The following is a 16,923-nucleotide window of genomic DNA, read 5'->3' on the forward strand; positions in this document are numbered from 1 at the left end:
GTGAGCGATGTCTGAACCACTACTGGAGATCTCGGGGCTGCGGACCGGCTTCGACACCTACGACGGTCGCGTCGCCGCCGTCGACGGGGTCGACCTGACCGTCGAGGCCGGCAAGACCCTCTGCGTCGTCGGCGAGTCCGGCTGCGGCAAGTCGGTCACGGCCCGCTCCATCCTGCGCCTGGTCGAGGCGCCGGGCACGATCGAGGGCGGCACCATCACCTGGCGCGGCGGCGGCGAGGACGGCACCGAGGAGCCCTTCGACGTGCTCACCCTCGACCCCGGCGACAAGCGGCTCCAGCGGCTGCGCGGCGGCGACATCGGCATGATCTTCCAGGAGCCGGTCGCCTCCCTGCTGCCGCTGCGCACCGTCGGCGCGCAGCTCATCGAGGTCATCCGCATCCACACCGGCCTCGGCAAGAAGGCCGCCCGCGAACGGGCGATCCAGCTGCTCGACGAGGTCGGCATCCCCAAGCCCGCCGAACGCGTGGACGCCTACCCCTTCCAGATGTCCGGCGGCATGTGCCAGCGCGTCATGATCGCGATCGCCCTGTGCGCCAACCCGTCCCTGCTCATCGCCGACGAGCCGACCACGGCCCTCGACGTCACCACCCAGGCGCGCATCCTCGACCTCATCCGCTCCCTCCAGGCCGAGCACGGCATGGCCGTCATGTTCATCACCCACGACCTCGGGGTCGTGGCCGAACTCGCCGACGAGGTCGCCGTCATGTACCTCGGCAAGGTCGTCGAGCGCGCCAGCGTCGAGGAGATCTTCGCCGACCCCAAGCACCCGTACACCAAGACGCTCCTCCAGTCGGTGCCGGTCCTCGGCCGCGACCGGGGCCGGGACCTGCCCACCATCCCCGGGACCGTCCCCAACCCGCTGCACCGCCCGACCGGCTGCTCGTTCCACCCGCGCTGCTCCGAGGCCATCGCCGGGCGCTGCGACCTCGACGAGCCGCCCGAAGTGGACTTCGGGGGCGGCCGGACCGCCCAATGCGTCCTCTACGACCAGACCGAAGGAGTGCGGGCATGAGCGCCGAGGCCCCCGAGCCGATCCTCCAGATCAAGGACCTCCACGTCCGCTTCCCGGTGCAGCGCAACATGCTCGGCCGCGTCACCGTCGAGAACCACGCCGTCTCCGGTGTCGACCTCGACCTGCGCCCCGGCGAGACGCTCGGCCTGGTCGGCGAGTCCGGCTGTGGCAAGACCACCCTCGGGCGGACCATCGTCGGCGCCCAGCAGGCCACCAGCGGCTCGATCCTCTACGACGGCCACGACCTCACGCAGCTCAAGAACCGCGAGAAGGGCCGCTACCGCCGCCAGATCCGCATGGTCTTCCAGGACCCGTTCTCCTCGCTCAACCCGCGGATGACGCTGCGCCAGATCATCGGCGACCCGCTCGTCGCCACCGGCGAGGCCCGCGGCGCCGAACTCGAGGACCGCGTCGCCGACATGATGCGCCGCGTCGGCCTCAGCCCCGACTACATGGACCGCTACCCGCACGCCTTCTCCGGCGGCCAGCGCCAAAGGGTCAACATCGCGCGGGCGCTCATCGTCAACCCCAAGCTCGTCGTCGCCGACGAGCCCGTCAGCGCCCTCGACGTCTCCGTCCGCGCCCAGATCCTCAACCTGCTGCGCGAACTCCAAGCCGACTTCGGCCTCACCTACCTGTTCATCTCGCACGACCTCTCGGTCGTGGAGAACATCGCCGACCGCGTCGCCGTCATGTACTTCGGCCGCGTCGTCGAACTCGCCGACACCGCCTCGCTCTACGAGAAGCCCTCGCACCCGTACACCGAAGCGCTCATGTCCGCGGTGCCGATCCCCGACCCCGCCCTGCGCGGGCGCGGCGGCCGCATCCTGCTGCCCGACGAGCTGCCCGACCCGGCGAACCCGCCGCCCGGCTGCGCGTTCGCCCGCCGCTGCCGCCACGCCGAGCCCGGCCGCTGCGACACCGGCACCGTCGACCTCGTGGACGGCACCCGCTGCGTCAGGCGCGACGAGCTTGACTTGCAGGGCATCGTCAAGGCAGAATCCTAGGAGCCGCAGCCGGAAAGCGCTGTCAAAGGCGCGCCGGCACACCCCTTCCTGAACCCGACCGCGAACGGCCGGCGGCGCCCGCGCTCCGCCGGCCGCTCCGCACGAGCAACCGACAGCGAAGGAACCACCGTGCGCACCAACCGGAACGCCGACATCATCCCGCAAGTCGACGGCCTCGCCTACGGCGGCGACTACAACCCCGAGCAATGGGACCGCGACACCTGGGACGAAGACCTCCGCCTCATGCACGAGGCCGGCGTCAACCTCGTCAGCGTCAACATCTTCGCCTGGGCCGGCATCAACCCCGCCCCCGACGTCTGGGACTTCACCCGCCTCGACGCCGTCATGGACCACCTCCACTCAGGCGGCATCCGCGCCGACCTCGCCACCGCCACCGCCTCCCCGCCCCCCTGGTTCTCCCAGCGCCACCCCGAGACCCTCCCCGTCGACGCCGAAGGCCACCGCCTCCACTACGGCGCCCGCGCCGAATACTGCCCCAACGCCCCCGCCTACCAGGCCGCCGTCGTCGAGATGGCCTCACGCCTCGCCGAGCGCTACGCCGACCACCCCGCCCTCGCCATGTGGCACGTCGGCAACGAGTACTACCGCTCCTGCTACTGCGACGCCTCCGCCACCGCCTTCCAGACCTGGCTCCAAGACCGCCACGGCGACCTCGACGGCCTCAACCACGCCTGGGGCACCACCTTCTGGTCCCAGACCTACACCGACTGGACCCAAGTCCTCCCCCCGCGCCAATGCGCCGAGACCCCCGCCCCCGGCCTCATCCTCGACTGGCGCCGCTTCTGCTCCGACGCCCTCCTGAAACTCTTCCGCTCCGAAGCCCAGGCCATCGAACAACACAGCCCCGACAAGCCCATCACCACCAACCTCATGGTCTCCGGCGACTTCGCCGTCCTCGACTACCACCGCTGGGGCCCCCACGTCACCGGACCCAACCGCCTCGTCGCCACCGACCACTACCTCATCCCCGACGGCCCCATCCCCTGGCCCGCCCAAGTCGCCTTCGGCGCCGACGCCTCCCGCGGCCTCGCCGGCGGCGACCCCTGGCTCCTCATGGAGCAGGCCTCCAACTCCTCGGCCTGGCGCCGCGGCTACTTCGCCAAGAAACCCGGCGACCAGCTCCGCCACTCGCTCTCCTATGTGGCCCGAGGCTCCGAAGGCGCCATGTTCTTCCAATGGCGCGCCTCCCGCTACGGCGCCGAGCGCTACCACTCGGCCATGCTGCCCCACGGCGGCACCGACTCCCGCGTCTGGCGCGAGATCACCGCCTTCGGCGCCCAGCTCAAGCGCATCGCCGAAGTCAAAGGATCAGCGGTGGAGTCGCGCGCGGCGATCCTCCTCGACTTCGAGTCCGTCTGGGCCTCCGACACCCCCGGCCAGCCCTCCGCCGACATGGGCGCCTACCCCGAACTGCGGCGCTGGCACTCGGCGCTGTGGCACCGCGGCGTCACCGCCGACCTCGTCGACCCCTCCTGGGACCTCGACCGCTACGCGTACGTCTTCGCCCCGTCCCTGTACCTCCTCGACGACGACGCGCACCTGCGCGCCTACGTCGAGCAGGGCGGCACACTCGTCGTCGGCCCCTACTCCGGCGTCGTGGACCGCAACGACCACGTCCACCCGGGCCTGCCCGGCGCGCTGCGGGACCTCATCGGCGTCCGCGTCGAGGAGTTCGTCCCGGTTCCCAAGGGCGACAAGGTCGCCCTCGACGACGGCACCGAAGGCCAGACCTGGACCGAGGTCGCCCACGCCCTCGACGCCGAAGTGGTCGCCTCCTTCGCGGACTACCCGGGCACGGCCGCGGTCTTCCGCCGCAGCCTCGGCCGCGGCGAGGTCTGGTACCTCTCGACGCGCCCGGTCGACCTCGACCCGCTCTTCGAGCGCATCGGCCTCGCACCGGATTTCCCGGGTGTGCCCACCGGTCTCGAACTGGTCCGCCGCAAGCACGAGGACGGTCGCTCCTACGTCTTCGCGATCAACCACACCGACGATCCGCATCCGGTCCCCGCGACCGGCACGGACCTCCTCACCGGCACGGCCTGGACCCCCGATCGAGACCTCGACCCCGGCGAGGCGGCGGTGATCAGCGAGCGGTGACCGCGCGGCCTCAGAGGAACAACTGCGGCGCGAAGGCGACCGCGATGAACCGGCCGGCGCGGCCCGCGAAGCACACGAGGACGAACAGCGTGGTCCTGACCCGGGTACTGGCGATGTAGATGCTGGTCGCGAACAGCGGCGGCAGTCCCGTCAAGGAGCTGAGGAACAGGATCGGCAGCGTCAGCGCGGGCCGCGCGAGCAGCTCCGTGAGCCGCTTCCCGGCCGCCCCGAACGGCCTCCCCAGGCCCCGGAACCACCGCCGCACGGGACCGTCCGCGCGGTCGACGAGCTTGCGCGCCTTGCGTTCCGCGCGGCGCTTCTCGATCTTCTCGACCCATTCCCGCAGCCGCGCGGACCGGAGCGCACCGCGCGCCCCGAGGAAGATCACGGTCTTGCCCGCCGTCTGTCCCACCGCCGCGGCGACGCCAAGGCCCACCGCCCCGTACCCGGTGGTGGCGACGAGACCGATGAGATACGGCTCCACCGGCGTCACCGGCAAGAACGCGGACAGGAGGCCGGTCAGGCAGGTGACGAGGCAGGCGACGATCACGCCGCTGCCGACTCCGACGCGAGCTGCCGGGCGACGGCCACGATCGAGACGACCTTGATCGCCGTGACCGCCACCGTCAAGGCGATGGGCCACAGCACCGTGGGGGAGAAGAGCACCAGGACCACGAGCCCGGCGGTGTTGAGCGCCTTGGCCGGCGGCGACCAGTTCCACCGGTAGACCCCGCGGTGGACCTCGTAGAAGTAATTCGGGCTGACGATGGGCCAGTACAGGAACGCGAGGCTCAGCAGGCAGTCGATCACCATGAACTGCACCAGGAAGATCCCGAGCGGCACGGCCATGTCGGGCCGCAGCATCAGCAGCGCGGCGGCGCACAGCGAGGTGCACGCCCGGTCCGAGATGATGTCGAAGACCGCGCCGATGCGCGTCTCCTGCCCCAACCGCCGCGCGGTCCAGCCGTCGAGCATGTCGCCGATCCAATAGACCACGTACGCTGCCACCAGGAGCGGCACGCTCGCCTCGACAAGGGCGATGACCGCCAGCACGACCCCGGCGACCGTGCGAACAAGCGTGACCGCGTTGGGCACGGTGAGCAGCGATTCGATCGGGAATGATCGGACTGCGGTCGCCCGCGCGGCAGGTTGCTCGATCATTCCACGTCCGCATTCACCTCAGAGTTGCCCGTCGACGTGACATCCTATCGCCTTCCCACAAGCCCCCCGAGACCAAACACCCCCCAATGCCAACCCCCGCACATCCGACCACGCCCCGCCAAAAACCCACCCAAGAATCGCCGCACGCATTCCAACCGCAGCCAGACGGTCCTTCGAGCGTTGTTGCGACCGCCCGCTTACGGGCGTTCAGGCGGTCACGAGTTCTCCTTCTCGTGAAGTCCGCTCGCGGATCGGCGACAGCAGCGGCGGATTGGGAAAGAACGGACCGACCGCGTTGATCGCCCTGAGATCGGCGCGATCCTTCGGCCGGTCGAGGACCCGTTTGTAGGCCGCGACCTCCTGCATGGTGAAGTACCGGAGGCCTTCGTGGACGTCGGCGCCGTCTATCAGGCGGTCGGTCCTGCTGCCGGGCATGAACCAGTGGTCGCAGACTTCGATCCTACCTCCGCACAGCCTGGCCACCATGGCCCCGCTGACCTTGGTGCGCTCGAAGTATCCGCGCCCTTCCCGCACGAGGTCCAGCGCTCGCTGCCAGGTCTTGCCTCGCGCGATGATGTCTATGTCGGACAGTCGTTTTCGATGCCCGGCGATCAGCAGCCGGGCACTTCCCGCGAGGACGAAGTCCGCGGGTTCGAACTGCTCTTCGAGAATGAGTTTCCAGACCAGCCGAATCAATTCGGCGCTGTCATAGGCCCTGTCGTGGGCACGAGCCACTTCGATGTCCTTCTCAATCTGACTTCGGGCATAGGATTCGCAGTGGTCGAAGGGATCATCCGTCTTTCTGACGGTCATCCGGGAACGATTCCAGTACACCCAACGCGCGCAGGATCTCAGCGCGTTCGGGCGGTGCGGTGCTGTGGAGCGCTCGACGCATCCGTTCGGTTTTGGCGCGCTCCTTGAAAACAGTGCTGCGGTGGACGAACCACGCGCGGAACACCAGCGCGACTGGGGCCGCGACCAGGAGAAAGACCGTGAATGGCACTAGCTCTGAGTGAAGCACGGTCGGTCACCGCCTTAACGGAGGCGGGCGGTCGCGCGTGGCGAGCTGTTCGAGTGCCTTGAGATCATGGATGGTCACGTTCCCTCGGCCGGTCGAGAGGATCCGGAGTTCCTTCAGCCGTCTGAGGACTGCGGAGGCCGACTCGCGGGAGAGCCCGCTGAGCGAGCCGAGGTCCCGCTGCGTCACACCCGCGATGTGCAGTCCCCCCGAGACCTCCTTGCCCAGATCGGCGTCGACCAGGCGCAGCAGGCCTTTGGCGATCTTGTTCTCGCTGCTCGTCACCGATTCCAATTGGGGGAGGTCCTTCGCGATGACCCGGTCGGCGAGGCGTCGCAGCATCGCTTGAGTGACGCGTCGGCTCGTCAAGACGAATTCCATCCACAGCTCACCCGAGATCAGGTCGGCCTCGACCTCGTTCAGCGCGACCATGTCGGCGGATCGGGGCTTGCCGGTGAATGCGGCGAACTCCCCGACGAAGTGCCCGGGCTTGCAGATGTACACGATGGCCCTTGGGTCACCGGTCACCGCCTTGACGTGTCCGCGTTGCAGGAACAGCACGAAATCCGAGGTGTCCCCCTCGCGCACCAGTGTGGTCCCTGCCGGATAGCTGACGCGGTGGCTCGCGGGCAGGAGCTGGTCGAGTTCCTCTTGTGTGAGGATTCCATCCGACTGTGTGGCGCTGGACATGCTTCTAAGTGTAAATTACGCAGAAGTCGCCCCCGAGACGGGAATGGGGTGTGTCGCGATCCGGACAACTCTTCGCGTCGTTCAGGCGCAGGTGCCCGAATCTACGGCGTCGAGGGTTCCGGTTCTGCGGTCTCTGTCGGGTCCACTGGGTGGCGGATTCCTGGGTGGTTTTGGGGGAGTACCGCTTTGATGACCCAGCCGCTCGCTATCAGGCACAGGATCAGCAGCGGCCACGACAAGGCCACTTGCAGCAGGCCTCCCGCCACCACCGCGAACTCCTCCTGCTCGCTGTTCCAGAACGGCGTGAAGACCGCCACCCGCACCAGGTACATCGCGACCCACAGCCACGAGGCCGCCGCATAAGCGCGCAGCAGGTCCGGGTCCCGCCGCCACCGCGTCTTCTGGCCCAGCAGCCCGCCGACGATCAGCCCCAGCAGCGGCCGCCGGAAGACGATGAACCCCGCCCACACCAGCGCGCTCGCGGCGTTGCTCACGATCCGCGGGAGCAGGATGTCCTGCGCCCGTCCGGTGTGGAGCACGATGAGCACCGCGACCGCGACGCTGAGCAGGCCGAGCACCACCGCCCGCGGCTTCTCGCGCCTCCGGAGCCGCACCGCCGCGATCGCGGCCGCCGACACCAGTGAGGCCGCTGCGCCCCAAGCGATCGAGTTCCCGGTCAGCAACCAGGTGAGGATGAACACCACGAGCGGGGCGGTGGCGTCGAAGGCTCCTCGCCTGCCGCCTAGTAGGCTGACGAGCGTGTCTTGCCGCACAGTATCGGACAACTCCCGACCCTTACCTCTCAACCCGTTACGCCAGGCAAGGCTACCCTAACCGCAGTGGCACGCCGGGCCTCAGGCCCGCAGCCCCATCTACGGACGGATTGGCACGGTACCGCATGCTCGGCACACACCGGATCAGCGAAGCGCAGCTCGTAGACCTGCTCCGCCGTGCCAGAAAGACCGACTTCGGTCGCTGGAGCAAAGCCGACCTCCAGCGGGGCATGACCGACCTCGGCTGGCAGGTCCGCTCCGCCGAGGTCGACATCGGCATGTGGCGGGCCGAGACCGGTTACGACACCGGCAACGCGATCGCCGACTCCGTGCCGCCTCAGACTCCCGTCACCGGCCGCGCCGACTTCTACTCGATCGAAGTGATGGTCCTGCGCTCGGCCGAGCGCGGCCGCCAAGGCGAGAACCACCGCACGCTGATCTTCCGCGAAGTCCTGCGCACCATGATGAACGAGCTCGGCGCCCCCGAGATCCGCGGCGGCGACGGCGGCCCCTGGATCCGCTGGTACCGCGACGGCCTCGTCTTCGAGCTCCACCTGCGCCGCTTCCACGGCGGCGTGACCCTGCGCCTGCTCTCCCCTGACCTGTTCGAGCAGCTCGAAGCCCACGCGGTGGGCAAAGGCGACGTTTCGGGCTGGTCGGCCTACGCCCGCGCCTCGCAGCACCCGCCGGAGCCGAACTGCACCGACATCGGCGAGTTCACCGAGCGCCTCTCCTCGCTCCTGGCCGACATGTCCGCCGACGTGCCGGTGGTCGACACCTCCGGGACGGTGCTCCTGCGCACCAGCGACTGGTCCGCGCGCTACGTGGCCGCGTTCGTCGACGGGGGTCTGCGCGTCGAGGCCAGCGCCGCGGTGAGCGGCGCCTGGCGCTCGGGCCTCTCGAACCTCCCCGGTCTCGGCTTCCGCGCGCCCAGCGGCGCCCAGCCGAACTGGTCGCGCAGCTTCAACTCGACCGACCGCACCGCCACCAACCAGGCCGCCCACATGATGGTGGACGCCCTGCGGGCGTTCGGCATCCAGGACCTGTTCGACATCGTCTACGACGGCTTCACCGCCGACGGCGAGCGCATGTACCTCCCGGTGCTCGGCATCGGCAACGGCAACGACGCGTACTAGCGGTCGGGGTTAGGGTCGGACCATGATCGTCGACCTGCGCTCTGACACCGTGACCCGGCCCACCGCGGCCATGCTCGAAGCCATGGCGGCCGCCGACGTCGGCGACGACGTCTACGGCGAGGACCCCACCGTGAACGCCCTCGAAGCCGAGGCCGCCGCCCTGTTCGGCAAGGAGGCCGCAGTCTTCACCCCGACCGGCTCCATGGCCAACCAGATCGGCCTGCAACTCCTGGTCCGCCCCGGCGAAGAGCTGCTGTGCGACGCCAAGGCGCACGTCGTGAACTACGAGATGGGCGCCGCGGCGGCCCTCGGCGGCATCACGACCCGGACCTGGTCCACCCCCGGCTGCCGCCTCGACGTCGACCTCGTCGAGCCGATGATCAACCGCCCCAACCCCTACGCCACCGCGACCCGCGCGATCGCCGTCGAGAACACCCACAACATCGGCGGCGGCACCGTCCAGCCCCTCGCGGAGCTGCAAAAGCTCCGCGACCTCGCCGACGCTTACGACCTCGGCCTCCATCTCGACGGCGCCCGCATCTGGAACGCCCACGCCGCCTCCGGCGTCCCCTTCGAGGCGTACGGGCGCCTGTTCGACACCGTCTCGGTCTGCCTCTCCAAGGGCCTCGGCGCCCCGGTCGGCTCGCTCCTGCTCACCGACGCCGAGCGCGCCTCCCGCGCCCGCGTGATCCGCAAGCGCCTCGGCGGCGGGATGCGCCAGGCCGGATTCCTGGCCGCCGCCGGCCGCTACGCCCTCGCCAACCACGTCGAACGACTCGCCGAGGACCACGCCCGCGCCCGCCACCTGGCCCGCTCCCTGGAGCCGTTCGGGCTCTGCGACGCCTCGGCGGTCGAGACGAACATCGTGATCGTGCGCGTTCCCGAGATCGCGAGGCTCGCGGTCGCGGCCGCCGAGCAGGGCGTGAAGATCTCGGTGCTCGGCCCCGACTGGGGCCGGATGCTCACCCATTACGACGTGGACGACGCCGGGATCGAGCACGCGGTCAAGGTCCTCGGCGACCTGGTCCGCTGAGAGCGTCCGAACGGCCTCGCACGATCCACCTGAACAGGGGGTTGCCGACGGGCCTCACCGAAGGTAGGTTAGGCATGCCTTCTTTAGTCGAGCCTAACCATTCCGGAGGTCGGTGCGTGTACGCCTGCATCTGCCACGCAGTCCACGAGAACGAAGTGCGTGACTGCATCAGCGCCGGCGCGCACACCGAAGAGGCCATCGGCGCCGCCTGCGACGCCGGCACCAGCTGCGGCACCTGCCACGAGCGCCTCACGGACATGATCGAGAGTTATTTCACCGACTCGGTGCCCGCCGCGGCCTGAGGTCTTTCCCCGCACTGCATTTATCGGCATTTGCCGGTCGCTTTAGGATGTCCTCCCTTAGGATAGGTTGTCCTATTTTAGGCATTCCTGGCTGGAAATGGGCCCCGACCTGGTCCTAGTGTGGGATCGTCGGCCACGCGACCGGCGACCGACGGACCGGGAAGGACGGATTGCAATGCAGGGCGACAAGAAGGTCATCGAATTCCTCAATGAGCAGTTGACCGCGGAGCTCACCGCGATCAACCAGTACTTCCTCCACGCGAAGATCCAGGAGAACTGGGGCTACACCAAGCTCGCGAAGTACACCAGGGCCGAGTCGATGGACGAGATGCGCCACGCGGAGGTCCTGACCGACCGGATCCTGTTCCTCGACGGGATGCCGAACTACCAGCGGCTGTTCCCGCTGCGGATCGGCGCCTCGGTCGAGGAGATCTTCCGCTGCGACCGCGAGATCGAGGTCGAGGCGATCGACCGCCTCAAGCGCGGCATCGAGCACATGGAGTCGGTCAAGGACTACGTCTCGCGGGACCTCTTCGAAGGCATCCTCAAGGACGAGGAGCACCACATCGACTACCTCGACACGCAGCTCGAGATCATCGAGAAGATCGGCGAAGCGCTCTACATCCAGAGCCTCATCGAGCAGCCCGACGCCGCATAGCCTCGGCGTCTCCCCAGCTCAGAGCCTTGAACAGAGGCGGGGGCCGGCCTTTCGGCCGGCCCCCTTTCTTCTTGCGGCAGAGCCCCTCACATCTCCGCCACAGTGGTAGGTCGCCGCCTTGACAGCGCCGACGTTCGGATCGTAACATATCAATGCTTTGAATGAAAGTTTCCGAAACTCTCGGAACTCGAGGTTCAACTCAAGGTTCAACCGATGGTCGCGGCCGGCACTCCACGACCCCCGCCGACTGCGTCCTTCCCTCTCACGACACGAAGGAGCCGTCCATGGACTCCCCCTCACCGCACGCGATCGAGCGACCGCCCGAACCGGGCCGCACGACCCGCCGATCGGTCCTCGCCACCGCCTCCCTGGCCGCCGGAGCGACGCTCCTGCCTGCCGGGGTCCTCACCCTCGCCACCTCCTCGGCCCACGCCGACGACCTGCTGCTGGAGACCGGCTTCTCCTCCGGCACCACCGAAGGCTGGACCGGCCGCGGCGACGCCGCCGTCTCGGTCAACGCCGAGGCGAACCTCCTCGTCGAGGGCCGCACCGCCTCCTGGAACGGCGCCGCGATCGACCTCACCGAGCACATCGAAGTCGGCGTCCGCTACCGGCTCCGAGTCCGCCTGCGCCTGCCCTCGGGCGAACCCGCCGACCTGCGCACCTCCGTGCAGCGCGACGCGGGCGAGGCCACCCACTACGACACCGTCCAATGGAACACCGCGGTGACCGCCGACGACTGGGTCGAGTTCTCCGGCACCTACTCGATCGCCCAGCCCGCCGACCGGCTCCAGTTCTACGTCGAGTCCGACGAGAGCCTCACCCCGATCCTGCTCGACGACTTCACGCTCACCAGGATTGAGGACCCCGAGATCGAGGACCTCGTGCCGCTCAAGGCCTTCCTCGCCGCCGACTTCCCGATCGGCTGCGCCGTCGAGCCGCCCGAGGTCGTCGGCCGGCCCTCCGAACTGCTCGCGAGGCACTTCGCGCAGGTCACCCCCGGCAACCAGATGAAACCTGAAACGATCCAACCCGCCGAAGGCCTCTTCGACTTCGGCCCGGCCGACCAGATCGTCGACTTCGCCGAAGCCGAAGGCATGCAGGTCTGGGGCCACACCCTGCTGTGGCACAACCAGACCGCCGACTGGTGGTTCCTCGACGCCGACGGCGAGCCGCTCCAGAGCACCCCCGAGCACCGGCAGCTCCTCCTCGACCGCCTCGAAGCCCACGTCACCGCGATCGGCGAGCACTACGGCGACCGCATCTGGGCCTGGGACGTCGTCAACGAGGTGATCGACCCCGACCAGCCCGACGGCCTGCGCCGCTCCCGCTGGTACGAGGTCTTCGACGGCGGCGGCTACATCGACGCGGCCTTCACCATCGCCCGCGAAGCGCTCCCCAGTGGCGTCAAGCTCTTCATCAACGACTACAACACCGAGTTCCCCGACAAGCGCGAGGCGATGTACAACCTCGTGCAGGGCCTCCAGGACCGAGGCGTCCCGGTCGACGGCATCGGCCACCAGGCCCACGTCGACTACCGGCGCCCGGTGTCGCTCCTGGCCGAGTCCATCGACGCCTTCAAGGAACTCGGCGTCCTCCAGGCGATCACCGAACTCGACGTCTCGGTCTCCGACTACCCCGAAGAGAGCCTCCCCGAGACCCCGCCCGAACGCCTCGCCGCCCAAGGCGAGTACTACCGGGACCTGTTCGCCCTCCTACGCGAGCGCGCCGACGACCTCGAATCGGTGACCATGTGGGGCCTCTACGACGCCGTCTCGTGGCTGCGGACCTGGCCGGTCGCACGACCGCACGAGGCGCCGCTCATCTTCGACGACCGCCTCCAGGCCAAGGCCGCCTACTGGGGCATCGTCGACCCCGACAGCCTCGAACCCGAGGCGTAACGGCGAGACTTCCGGGAGCGGGGCAGCACTGCGTCCAGCAGCCCAGCCGGGGCCCCGCTCCCGGGTCCGACTACTTCCCGGCCCGCCGCATCGGCACGTGCGCGATCCCGTCCTCGACGTACTCCTCGCCCGCGACCTCGAAACCGTACTTGCGGTAGAACCCGGCCGCGTACGTCTGCGAATCGAGCACCACCTCCGCCTCCGGCCCCACCGACTCCAGCGCCGCGGCCATCAGCCGCCCGCTCAGACCCGACCCGCGCTCCTGCGGAACGCAGCACACCCGCCCGATCCGCCAACCCGAACCGCCGACCGAGCGGTCCCGCAGCAGCCGCAGGCACGCGACCGCCCCGTCCTCGCCGTCGAACCAGAAGTGCACGGTCTCCGGATCGGTGTCGTACCCGTCGAGATCGGGGTACGGGCACTCCTGCTCGACCACGAACACCGCCTGCCGGAGCCTGGCGAGGCCGAACACCGCCGCGCCGTCGAGCCCCGCGAACCCACTCTTCCGTATTTCGCGCATACCCGCCATTAGAGCAGCGTTCGCCGCCAAGCGGTTGGACGCTCACGCGCACCCGTCGGCCGCCTCACGCCTCCGCGAGCCGCCCCTTCCACCACTCGAGCGTCTCGGCCAGCGCCGTCGCCAGGTCCGTCGGCTCGTCCCCGAACGCCTCGGTGAACGCCGAGGAGTCCATCACGTACGGCCCGTCCCACTGGTGCCGGGTCTCGGCCATGCCCCGCATCGCCGGCTTGAACGCCCCCACGACCTGGATCAGCACCCACCACGGCAGCCGCCGCACCTTCGGGTCCGTGCCGCTCTGGCGGCCCAGCTCCGCGATCGCCTCCCGCATCGACACCGCCGGCGCCGACGGCACGTGCCACGGCCGCCCCCACGACCGGTCGTCCCCGGCCAGGCGCACCAGCGCCCGCGCCATGTCCGGGATGTACGTGAACGTGTGCGGCGCTTCGGGGTCCCCGAAGACGTCCACGGTCTTCCCCTCCATCGCCGGGCGCACCATCCGCTCGCCGAGCATCGCGTCCGCCAGCGCCCCGGGCCCGAAGTAGTCCGACCCCCGCGCCTCGGTGAACCGCAGGTCCCCGGCCTCGTGCAGCGCCATCGCGTCCTCCCACATCCGGATCCGGATGCGCCCCTTGTGGCCGGGGGACCGCAGCGGCGTCGCCTCGGTCATCGGAGCGTCCACGGGCCCGTAGACGTACAGGTTCCCGGTGTTGACCAGCGAGGCCCCGTGCCGCTTGGCGGCGCCCAGGATCGCGGCGAACATCGGCGGCCACTCCTCGGCCCACTGGTGGTACCCGGCCGGGTTCGCGCAGTTGTAGATGACCTCGGCCCCGGCGCTGGCGGCGGCGAGCGCTTCGGCGTCCCTGGCGTCGACGGCGACGTGCTCGACGCCGTCGCCGCTCGTTCCGCCGGAGCGGCTGAGGACGCGGACGCGCTCGCCGCGCGCGGTGAGGATCGCGGCGACGGTGGTGCCGATCTGGCCTTTGCCGATGATCACGTGGTCGGTCATGGGGGAGTCCCTTCAAAAGAGAGAGAGCGGTGCTCTCGGTTCTGTTCAACCCTCCCACGCGCCTCCGCCACTGTCAAGAGCACTGCTCACTTTTGCGATCAGTGATCTCTACTACGCCCGAAAAAACCCGGACGCACCGCGTCCGGGCCTCGACTCGTGCTCAGGCGTACTCGTCGGCGATCTCCCGCGCCCGGTCCCGGGCCGCCTCGATCGCGTCGGTCACCGCCGAGCGCGCCCGGTGGTTCTCCAGCTGCCGCACCGCGCTGATCGTCGTCCCCGCCGGGGACTCGACCGCCTCGCGCAGCTCCACCGGCGAGCTGCCGCTCTCGCGGAGCATCCGGGCCGCGCCGAGCGCCGTCTGCGTCACCAGCTCCGAGGACACCGCCCGCGGCAGCCCCATGAGCACTCCGGCCTCGGTCATCGCCTCGGCCAGGTAGTAGAAGTACGCCGGCCCCGAACCGGAGATCGCGGTGACGGCGTCCTGGTGCTTCTCCTCGACCACCAGCGTCCGCCCCAGCGGCTTGAACAGTTCCTCGACCGCCGCCAGGCACGCCTGGTCGGCGTGCGTGCCGGGGGAGAGGACCGTCATCGCCTCGTCCACGAGCGCCGGCGTGTTCGGCATGGCCCGCACCACCGGCGTCGCGTCCGGCAGCCGCTTCTCGAAGAACGCCACCGGCAGTCCCGCGCAGATGCTCACCACCGGCGCGCTCCCGTCGAAGGCCCCGGTCAGCTCCTCGAGCAGCGAACCGGCGTCCTGCGGTTTGACGGCGACGATCACGGCCTCGGCGCGGCGCACCGCCTCGGCGTTCGGCTCGACGCGCACCCCGTACGCCTCGCGCAGCTCGGCGGCGCGCTCGGCGCTGCGGGCCGTGGCGATCACCGAGTCCGGCGACCATCCCGCCCGCAGCAGGCCCGACACGATCGCCTGCCCCATCTTCCCCGCACCCAGCACCGCGACTGTCCGCATACCGTCTCCTCACGCTCTCGATGGCCTCATCGATTGTGCCTCGCGCACCGCCGCGACCGCGCCCCTCGACCACTGGGCGAGAACTTCGCACTCGCGAAAAACTGTCCGATTGAGCGTTTCGTCCCCTCGCCGCCGGAGGGGCTGCCACGATAATCGGACTCAGGCACTCAATGCGCGATTGGGGCGATATGGACGTTCTCGACTTGGCCCGGATCCAATTCGGCGTCACGACCGTCTACCACTTCCTCTTCGTGCCCGTGACCATCGGCCTGTCGCTCCTGGTCGCCCTCCTCCAGACCCTCTGGCACACCACCGGCAAGACCGCCTACCTCCGCGCCACCAAGTTCTGGGGCAAGCTCTTCCTCATCAACCTCGCCATGGGCGTGGTCACCGGGATCGTCCAGGAGTTCCAGTTCGGCATGAACTGGTCGGCCTACTCGCGCTTCGTCGGCGACATCTTCGGCGCCCCGCTCGCCTTCGAGGCCCTCGTCGCGTTCTTCCTCGAATCGACCTTCATCGGCATCTGGATCTTCGGCTGGGACCGCCTCAAACCCGCCCTCCACCTCGCCTGCATCTGGCTCGTCGCCCTCGGCTCCCTCGCCAGCGCCTACTTCATCCTCGCCGCCAACGCCTTCATGCAGAACCCCGTCGGCTACCAGATCAACGCCACCGCAGGAAGGGCCGAACTCACCGACTTCGGCGCCGTCCTGACCAACCCGGTCGTCCTCGCCGCCTTCCCCCACACCATCTTCGCCTCCTGGCTCACCGCCGGCGTCGTCGTCATCGCCGTCTCCGGCTACCACTTCCAGCACCGCCGCGACCTCGACGTGCACCGCCCCGCGATGCGCCTGGGCATCCTCACCACCCTCGTCGGCGGGCTCGGCCTCATCCTCTCGGGCGACTCCCTCAGCAAGGTCATGACCGCGACCCAGCCGATGAAGATGGCCGCCGCCGAGGCGCTCTACCAGACCACCTACAACGCGCCGTTCTCCGTGCTCACCCTCGGCTCGCTCGACGGGCGCACCGGCACCCCGGTCATCGAGATCCCCGGCCTCCTCTCCTTCCTCGCCACCGGCTCCACCCAAGGCCGCGTCGAAGGCATCAACGACCTCAACGCCCAGTACAACGCCCTCTACGGCCCCGGCGACTACGCCCCGTACATCCCCCTCACCTACTGGTCCTTCCGGCTCATGATCGGCTTCGGCCTGATCGCGATCGCCATGGCCGTCATCGTCTGGTGGTCCACCCGCCGCGGCCGCCTCCCCGCCCACCGCCTGTTCTGGCCGGCCGTCATGTGGACGGCCCTGACCCCCTTCCTCGCCAACAGCGCCGGCTGGATCTTCACCGAGATGGGCCGCCAGCCCTGGGTCGTCTTCAGCCTCCTGGAGACCAGCGCCGGCGTCTCACCGCGCGTCGGCGTGTCCACCGTCGCCCTCTCCCTCACCGGCTTCACCCTCGTCTACCTCGTGCTCGCCGTGATCGCCCTCAAGCTCTTCCTCAAGTACGCCAAGGCGGGCCCGCCCAGCGAAGCGGACGCGCTCGCCTCCTCCGGGCCGCCGGACGACGCCGACCAGCCCATGGCCTTCGCCTACTGATCAAG

18 protein-coding genes are annotated in these 16,923 nt (G+C 69.4%); 9 read left to right on the forward strand and 9 right to left on the reverse strand.

What is annotated here, in order from left to right; genetic code table 11:
• Positions 1-7 precede the first annotated feature (7 nt).
• The 3 genes from IF12_RS0119050 (at position 8) to IF12_RS0119060 (ending at position 4,158) form a co-directional block, all read left to right on the forward strand.
• The gene (locus tag IF12_RS0119050) at positions 8-1,033 is read left to right on the forward strand and encodes an ABC transporter ATP-binding protein (protein WP_030161239.1); all 1,026 of its coding nucleotides are present in this window, start codon (positions 8-10) and stop codon (positions 1,031-1,033) included.
• Complete coding sequence (locus IF12_RS0119055; RefSeq protein ID WP_081913751.1) at positions 1,030-2,040, forward strand: ABC transporter ATP-binding protein; 1,011 nt, start codon at positions 1,030-1,032, stop codon at positions 2,038-2,040. The genes IF12_RS0119050 and IF12_RS0119055 overlap by 4 nt, the downstream gene beginning before the upstream one ends.
• Before the next feature lie 129 nt (positions 2,041-2,169).
• Positions 2,170-4,158 carry a beta-galactosidase gene (locus IF12_RS0119060; protein ID WP_197034797.1) on the forward strand — a complete coding sequence of 663 codons (1,989 nt, stop codon included), beginning with the start codon at positions 2,170-2,172 and terminating at the stop codon, positions 4,156-4,158.
• 10 nt (positions 4,159-4,168) lie between these two features.
• Here IF12_RS0119060 and IF12_RS0119065 read toward each other — a convergent pair whose 3' ends face one another.
• The 6 genes from IF12_RS0119065 to IF12_RS0119085 form a co-directional block, all read right to left on the reverse strand.
• Positions 4,169-4,708, reverse strand: coding sequence for a hypothetical protein (locus tag IF12_RS0119065; RefSeq protein WP_030161251.1), 540 nt, complete (start codon positions 4,706-4,708; stop codon positions 4,169-4,171).
• Positions 4,705-5,319: a CDP-alcohol phosphatidyltransferase family protein gene (locus tag IF12_RS0119070; RefSeq protein ID WP_081913752.1), complete on the reverse strand. Its 615-nt coding sequence runs from the start codon at positions 5,317-5,319 to the stop codon at positions 4,705-4,707. Before IF12_RS0119070 ends, IF12_RS0119065 begins: the two co-directional genes overlap by 4 nt.
• 207 nt (positions 5,320-5,526) lie before the next feature.
• Positions 5,527-6,132, reverse strand: a complete 606-nt coding sequence (locus IF12_RS0119075; protein ID WP_133884269.1) for a hypothetical protein — start codon at positions 6,130-6,132, stop codon at positions 5,527-5,529.
• Entirely contained in the window at positions 6,110-6,322 is a 213-nt protein-coding gene (locus IF12_RS25840) for a hypothetical protein (protein WP_133884270.1), read from the reverse strand. The genes IF12_RS0119075 and IF12_RS25840 overlap by 23 nt, the downstream gene beginning before the upstream one ends.
• A gap of 24 nt (positions 6,323-6,346) precedes the next feature.
• Positions 6,347-7,027, reverse strand: a complete 681-nt coding sequence (locus IF12_RS0119080) for a Crp/Fnr family transcriptional regulator (RefSeq protein ID WP_081913753.1) — start codon at positions 7,025-7,027, stop codon at positions 6,347-6,349.
• Between the two features lie 101 nt (positions 7,028-7,128).
• Positions 7,129-7,812, reverse strand: coding sequence for a DUF3159 domain-containing protein (locus tag IF12_RS0119085; protein WP_030161259.1), 684 nt, complete (start codon positions 7,810-7,812; stop codon positions 7,129-7,131).
• Positions 7,813-7,925: 113 nt separating this feature from the next.
• Here IF12_RS0119085 and IF12_RS0119090 point away from each other — a divergent pair, with 113 nt between their 5' ends.
• The 5 genes from IF12_RS0119090 (at position 7,926) to IF12_RS0119110 (ending at position 12,830) form a co-directional block, all read left to right on the forward strand.
• Positions 7,926-8,936: a hypothetical protein gene (locus IF12_RS0119090; protein ID WP_030161261.1), complete on the forward strand. Its 1,011-nt coding sequence runs from the start codon at positions 7,926-7,928 to the stop codon at positions 8,934-8,936.
• 25 nt (positions 8,937-8,961) lie between these two features.
• The gene (locus IF12_RS0119095; protein ID WP_030161263.1) at positions 8,962-9,969 is read left to right on the forward strand and encodes a GntG family PLP-dependent aldolase; all 1,008 of its coding nucleotides are present in this window, start codon (positions 8,962-8,964) and stop codon (positions 9,967-9,969) included.
• Between the two features lie 74 nt (positions 9,970-10,043).
• Positions 10,044-10,271 (forward strand): bacterioferritin-associated ferredoxin, encoded by a 228-nt coding sequence (locus tag IF12_RS26935; protein WP_133884271.1) that lies wholly within the window; start codon positions 10,044-10,046, stop codon positions 10,269-10,271.
• 175 nt (positions 10,272-10,446) lie between these two features.
• On the forward strand, positions 10,447-10,929 hold the full coding sequence (gene bfr, locus IF12_RS0119105) for a bacterioferritin (protein ID WP_030161267.1): 483 nt from the start codon (positions 10,447-10,449) through the stop codon (positions 10,927-10,929).
• Positions 10,930-11,213: 284 nt separating this feature from the next.
• The gene (locus IF12_RS0119110) at positions 11,214-12,830 is read left to right on the forward strand and encodes an endo-1,4-beta-xylanase (protein WP_051704611.1); all 1,617 of its coding nucleotides are present in this window, start codon (positions 11,214-11,216) and stop codon (positions 12,828-12,830) included.
• Between the two features lie 70 nt (positions 12,831-12,900).
• Here the strand turns inward: IF12_RS0119110 and IF12_RS0119115 are convergent, their stop codons facing one another.
• From IF12_RS0119115 to proC, 3 genes are all read right to left on the reverse strand, one after another.
• Complete coding sequence (locus tag IF12_RS0119115; RefSeq protein WP_197034800.1) at positions 12,901-13,350, reverse strand: GNAT family N-acetyltransferase; 450 nt, start codon at positions 13,348-13,350, stop codon at positions 12,901-12,903.
• A 64-nt stretch (positions 13,351-13,414) separates the two neighbouring features.
• Entirely contained in the window at positions 13,415-14,356 is a 942-nt protein-coding gene (locus IF12_RS0119120) for an NAD-dependent epimerase/dehydratase family protein (protein ID WP_030161273.1), read from the reverse strand.
• 160 nt (positions 14,357-14,516) lie between these two features.
• Entirely contained in the window at positions 14,517-15,323 is an 807-nt protein-coding gene (gene proC / locus IF12_RS0119125) for a pyrroline-5-carboxylate reductase (protein WP_030161274.1), read from the reverse strand.
• Between the two features lie 188 nt (positions 15,324-15,511).
• Between proC and IF12_RS0119130 the strand changes: the two genes are divergently transcribed.
• Positions 15,512-16,918 (forward strand): cytochrome ubiquinol oxidase subunit I, encoded by a 1,407-nt coding sequence (locus tag IF12_RS0119130; RefSeq protein ID WP_030161276.1) that lies wholly within the window; start codon positions 15,512-15,514, stop codon positions 16,916-16,918.
• The last annotated feature ends 5 nt before the right edge of the window (positions 16,919-16,923 follow it).

The sequence above is a fragment of the Glycomyces sp. NRRL B-16210 genome, assembly GCF_000719515.1.
Taxonomy (GTDB): domain Bacteria; phylum Actinomycetota; class Actinomycetes; order Mycobacteriales; family Micromonosporaceae; genus Glycomyces.

What these genes read in the sequence shown, in the direction of transcription:
- IF12_RS0119110 (WP_051704611.1), top strand. Translation starts at nt 11,214, where the DNA reads ATGGACTCCCCCTCACCGCACGCGATCGAGCGACCGCCCGAACCGGGC.
- IF12_RS0119080 (WP_081913753.1), bottom strand. Translation starts at nt 7,027, where the DNA reads ATGTCCAGCGCCACACAGTCGGATGGAATCCTCACACAAGAGGAACTC.
- bfr (WP_030161267.1), top strand. Translation starts at nt 10,447, where the DNA reads ATGCAGGGCGACAAGAAGGTCATCGAATTCCTCAATGAGCAGTTGACC.
- IF12_RS0119115 (WP_197034800.1), bottom strand. Translation starts at nt 13,350, where the DNA reads ATGCGCGAAATACGGAAGAGTGGGTTCGCGGGGCTCGACGGCGCGGCG.
- IF12_RS0119120 (WP_030161273.1), bottom strand. Translation starts at nt 14,356, where the DNA reads ATGACCGACCACGTGATCATCGGCAAAGGCCAGATCGGCACCACCGTC.
- IF12_RS0119050 (WP_030161239.1), top strand. Translation starts at nt 8, where the DNA reads ATGTCTGAACCACTACTGGAGATCTCGGGGCTGCGGACCGGCTTCGAC.
- IF12_RS0119055 (WP_081913751.1), top strand. Translation starts at nt 1,030, where the DNA reads ATGAGCGCCGAGGCCCCCGAGCCGATCCTCCAGATCAAGGACCTCCAC.
- IF12_RS0119130 (WP_030161276.1), top strand. Translation starts at nt 15,512, where the DNA reads ATGGACGTTCTCGACTTGGCCCGGATCCAATTCGGCGTCACGACCGTC.
- proC (WP_030161274.1), bottom strand. Translation starts at nt 15,323, where the DNA reads ATGCGGACAGTCGCGGTGCTGGGTGCGGGGAAGATGGGGCAGGCGATC.
- IF12_RS0119075 (WP_133884269.1), bottom strand. Translation starts at nt 6,132, where the DNA reads ATGACCGTCAGAAAGACGGATGATCCCTTCGACCACTGCGAATCCTAT.
- IF12_RS0119070 (WP_081913752.1), bottom strand. Translation starts at nt 5,319, where the DNA reads ATGATCGAGCAACCTGCCGCGCGGGCGACCGCAGTCCGATCATTCCCG.
- IF12_RS26935 (WP_133884271.1), top strand. Translation starts at nt 10,044, where the DNA reads ATGCCTTCTTTAGTCGAGCCTAACCATTCCGGAGGTCGGTGCGTGTAC.
- IF12_RS0119090 (WP_030161261.1), top strand. Translation starts at nt 7,926, where the DNA reads ATGCTCGGCACACACCGGATCAGCGAAGCGCAGCTCGTAGACCTGCTC.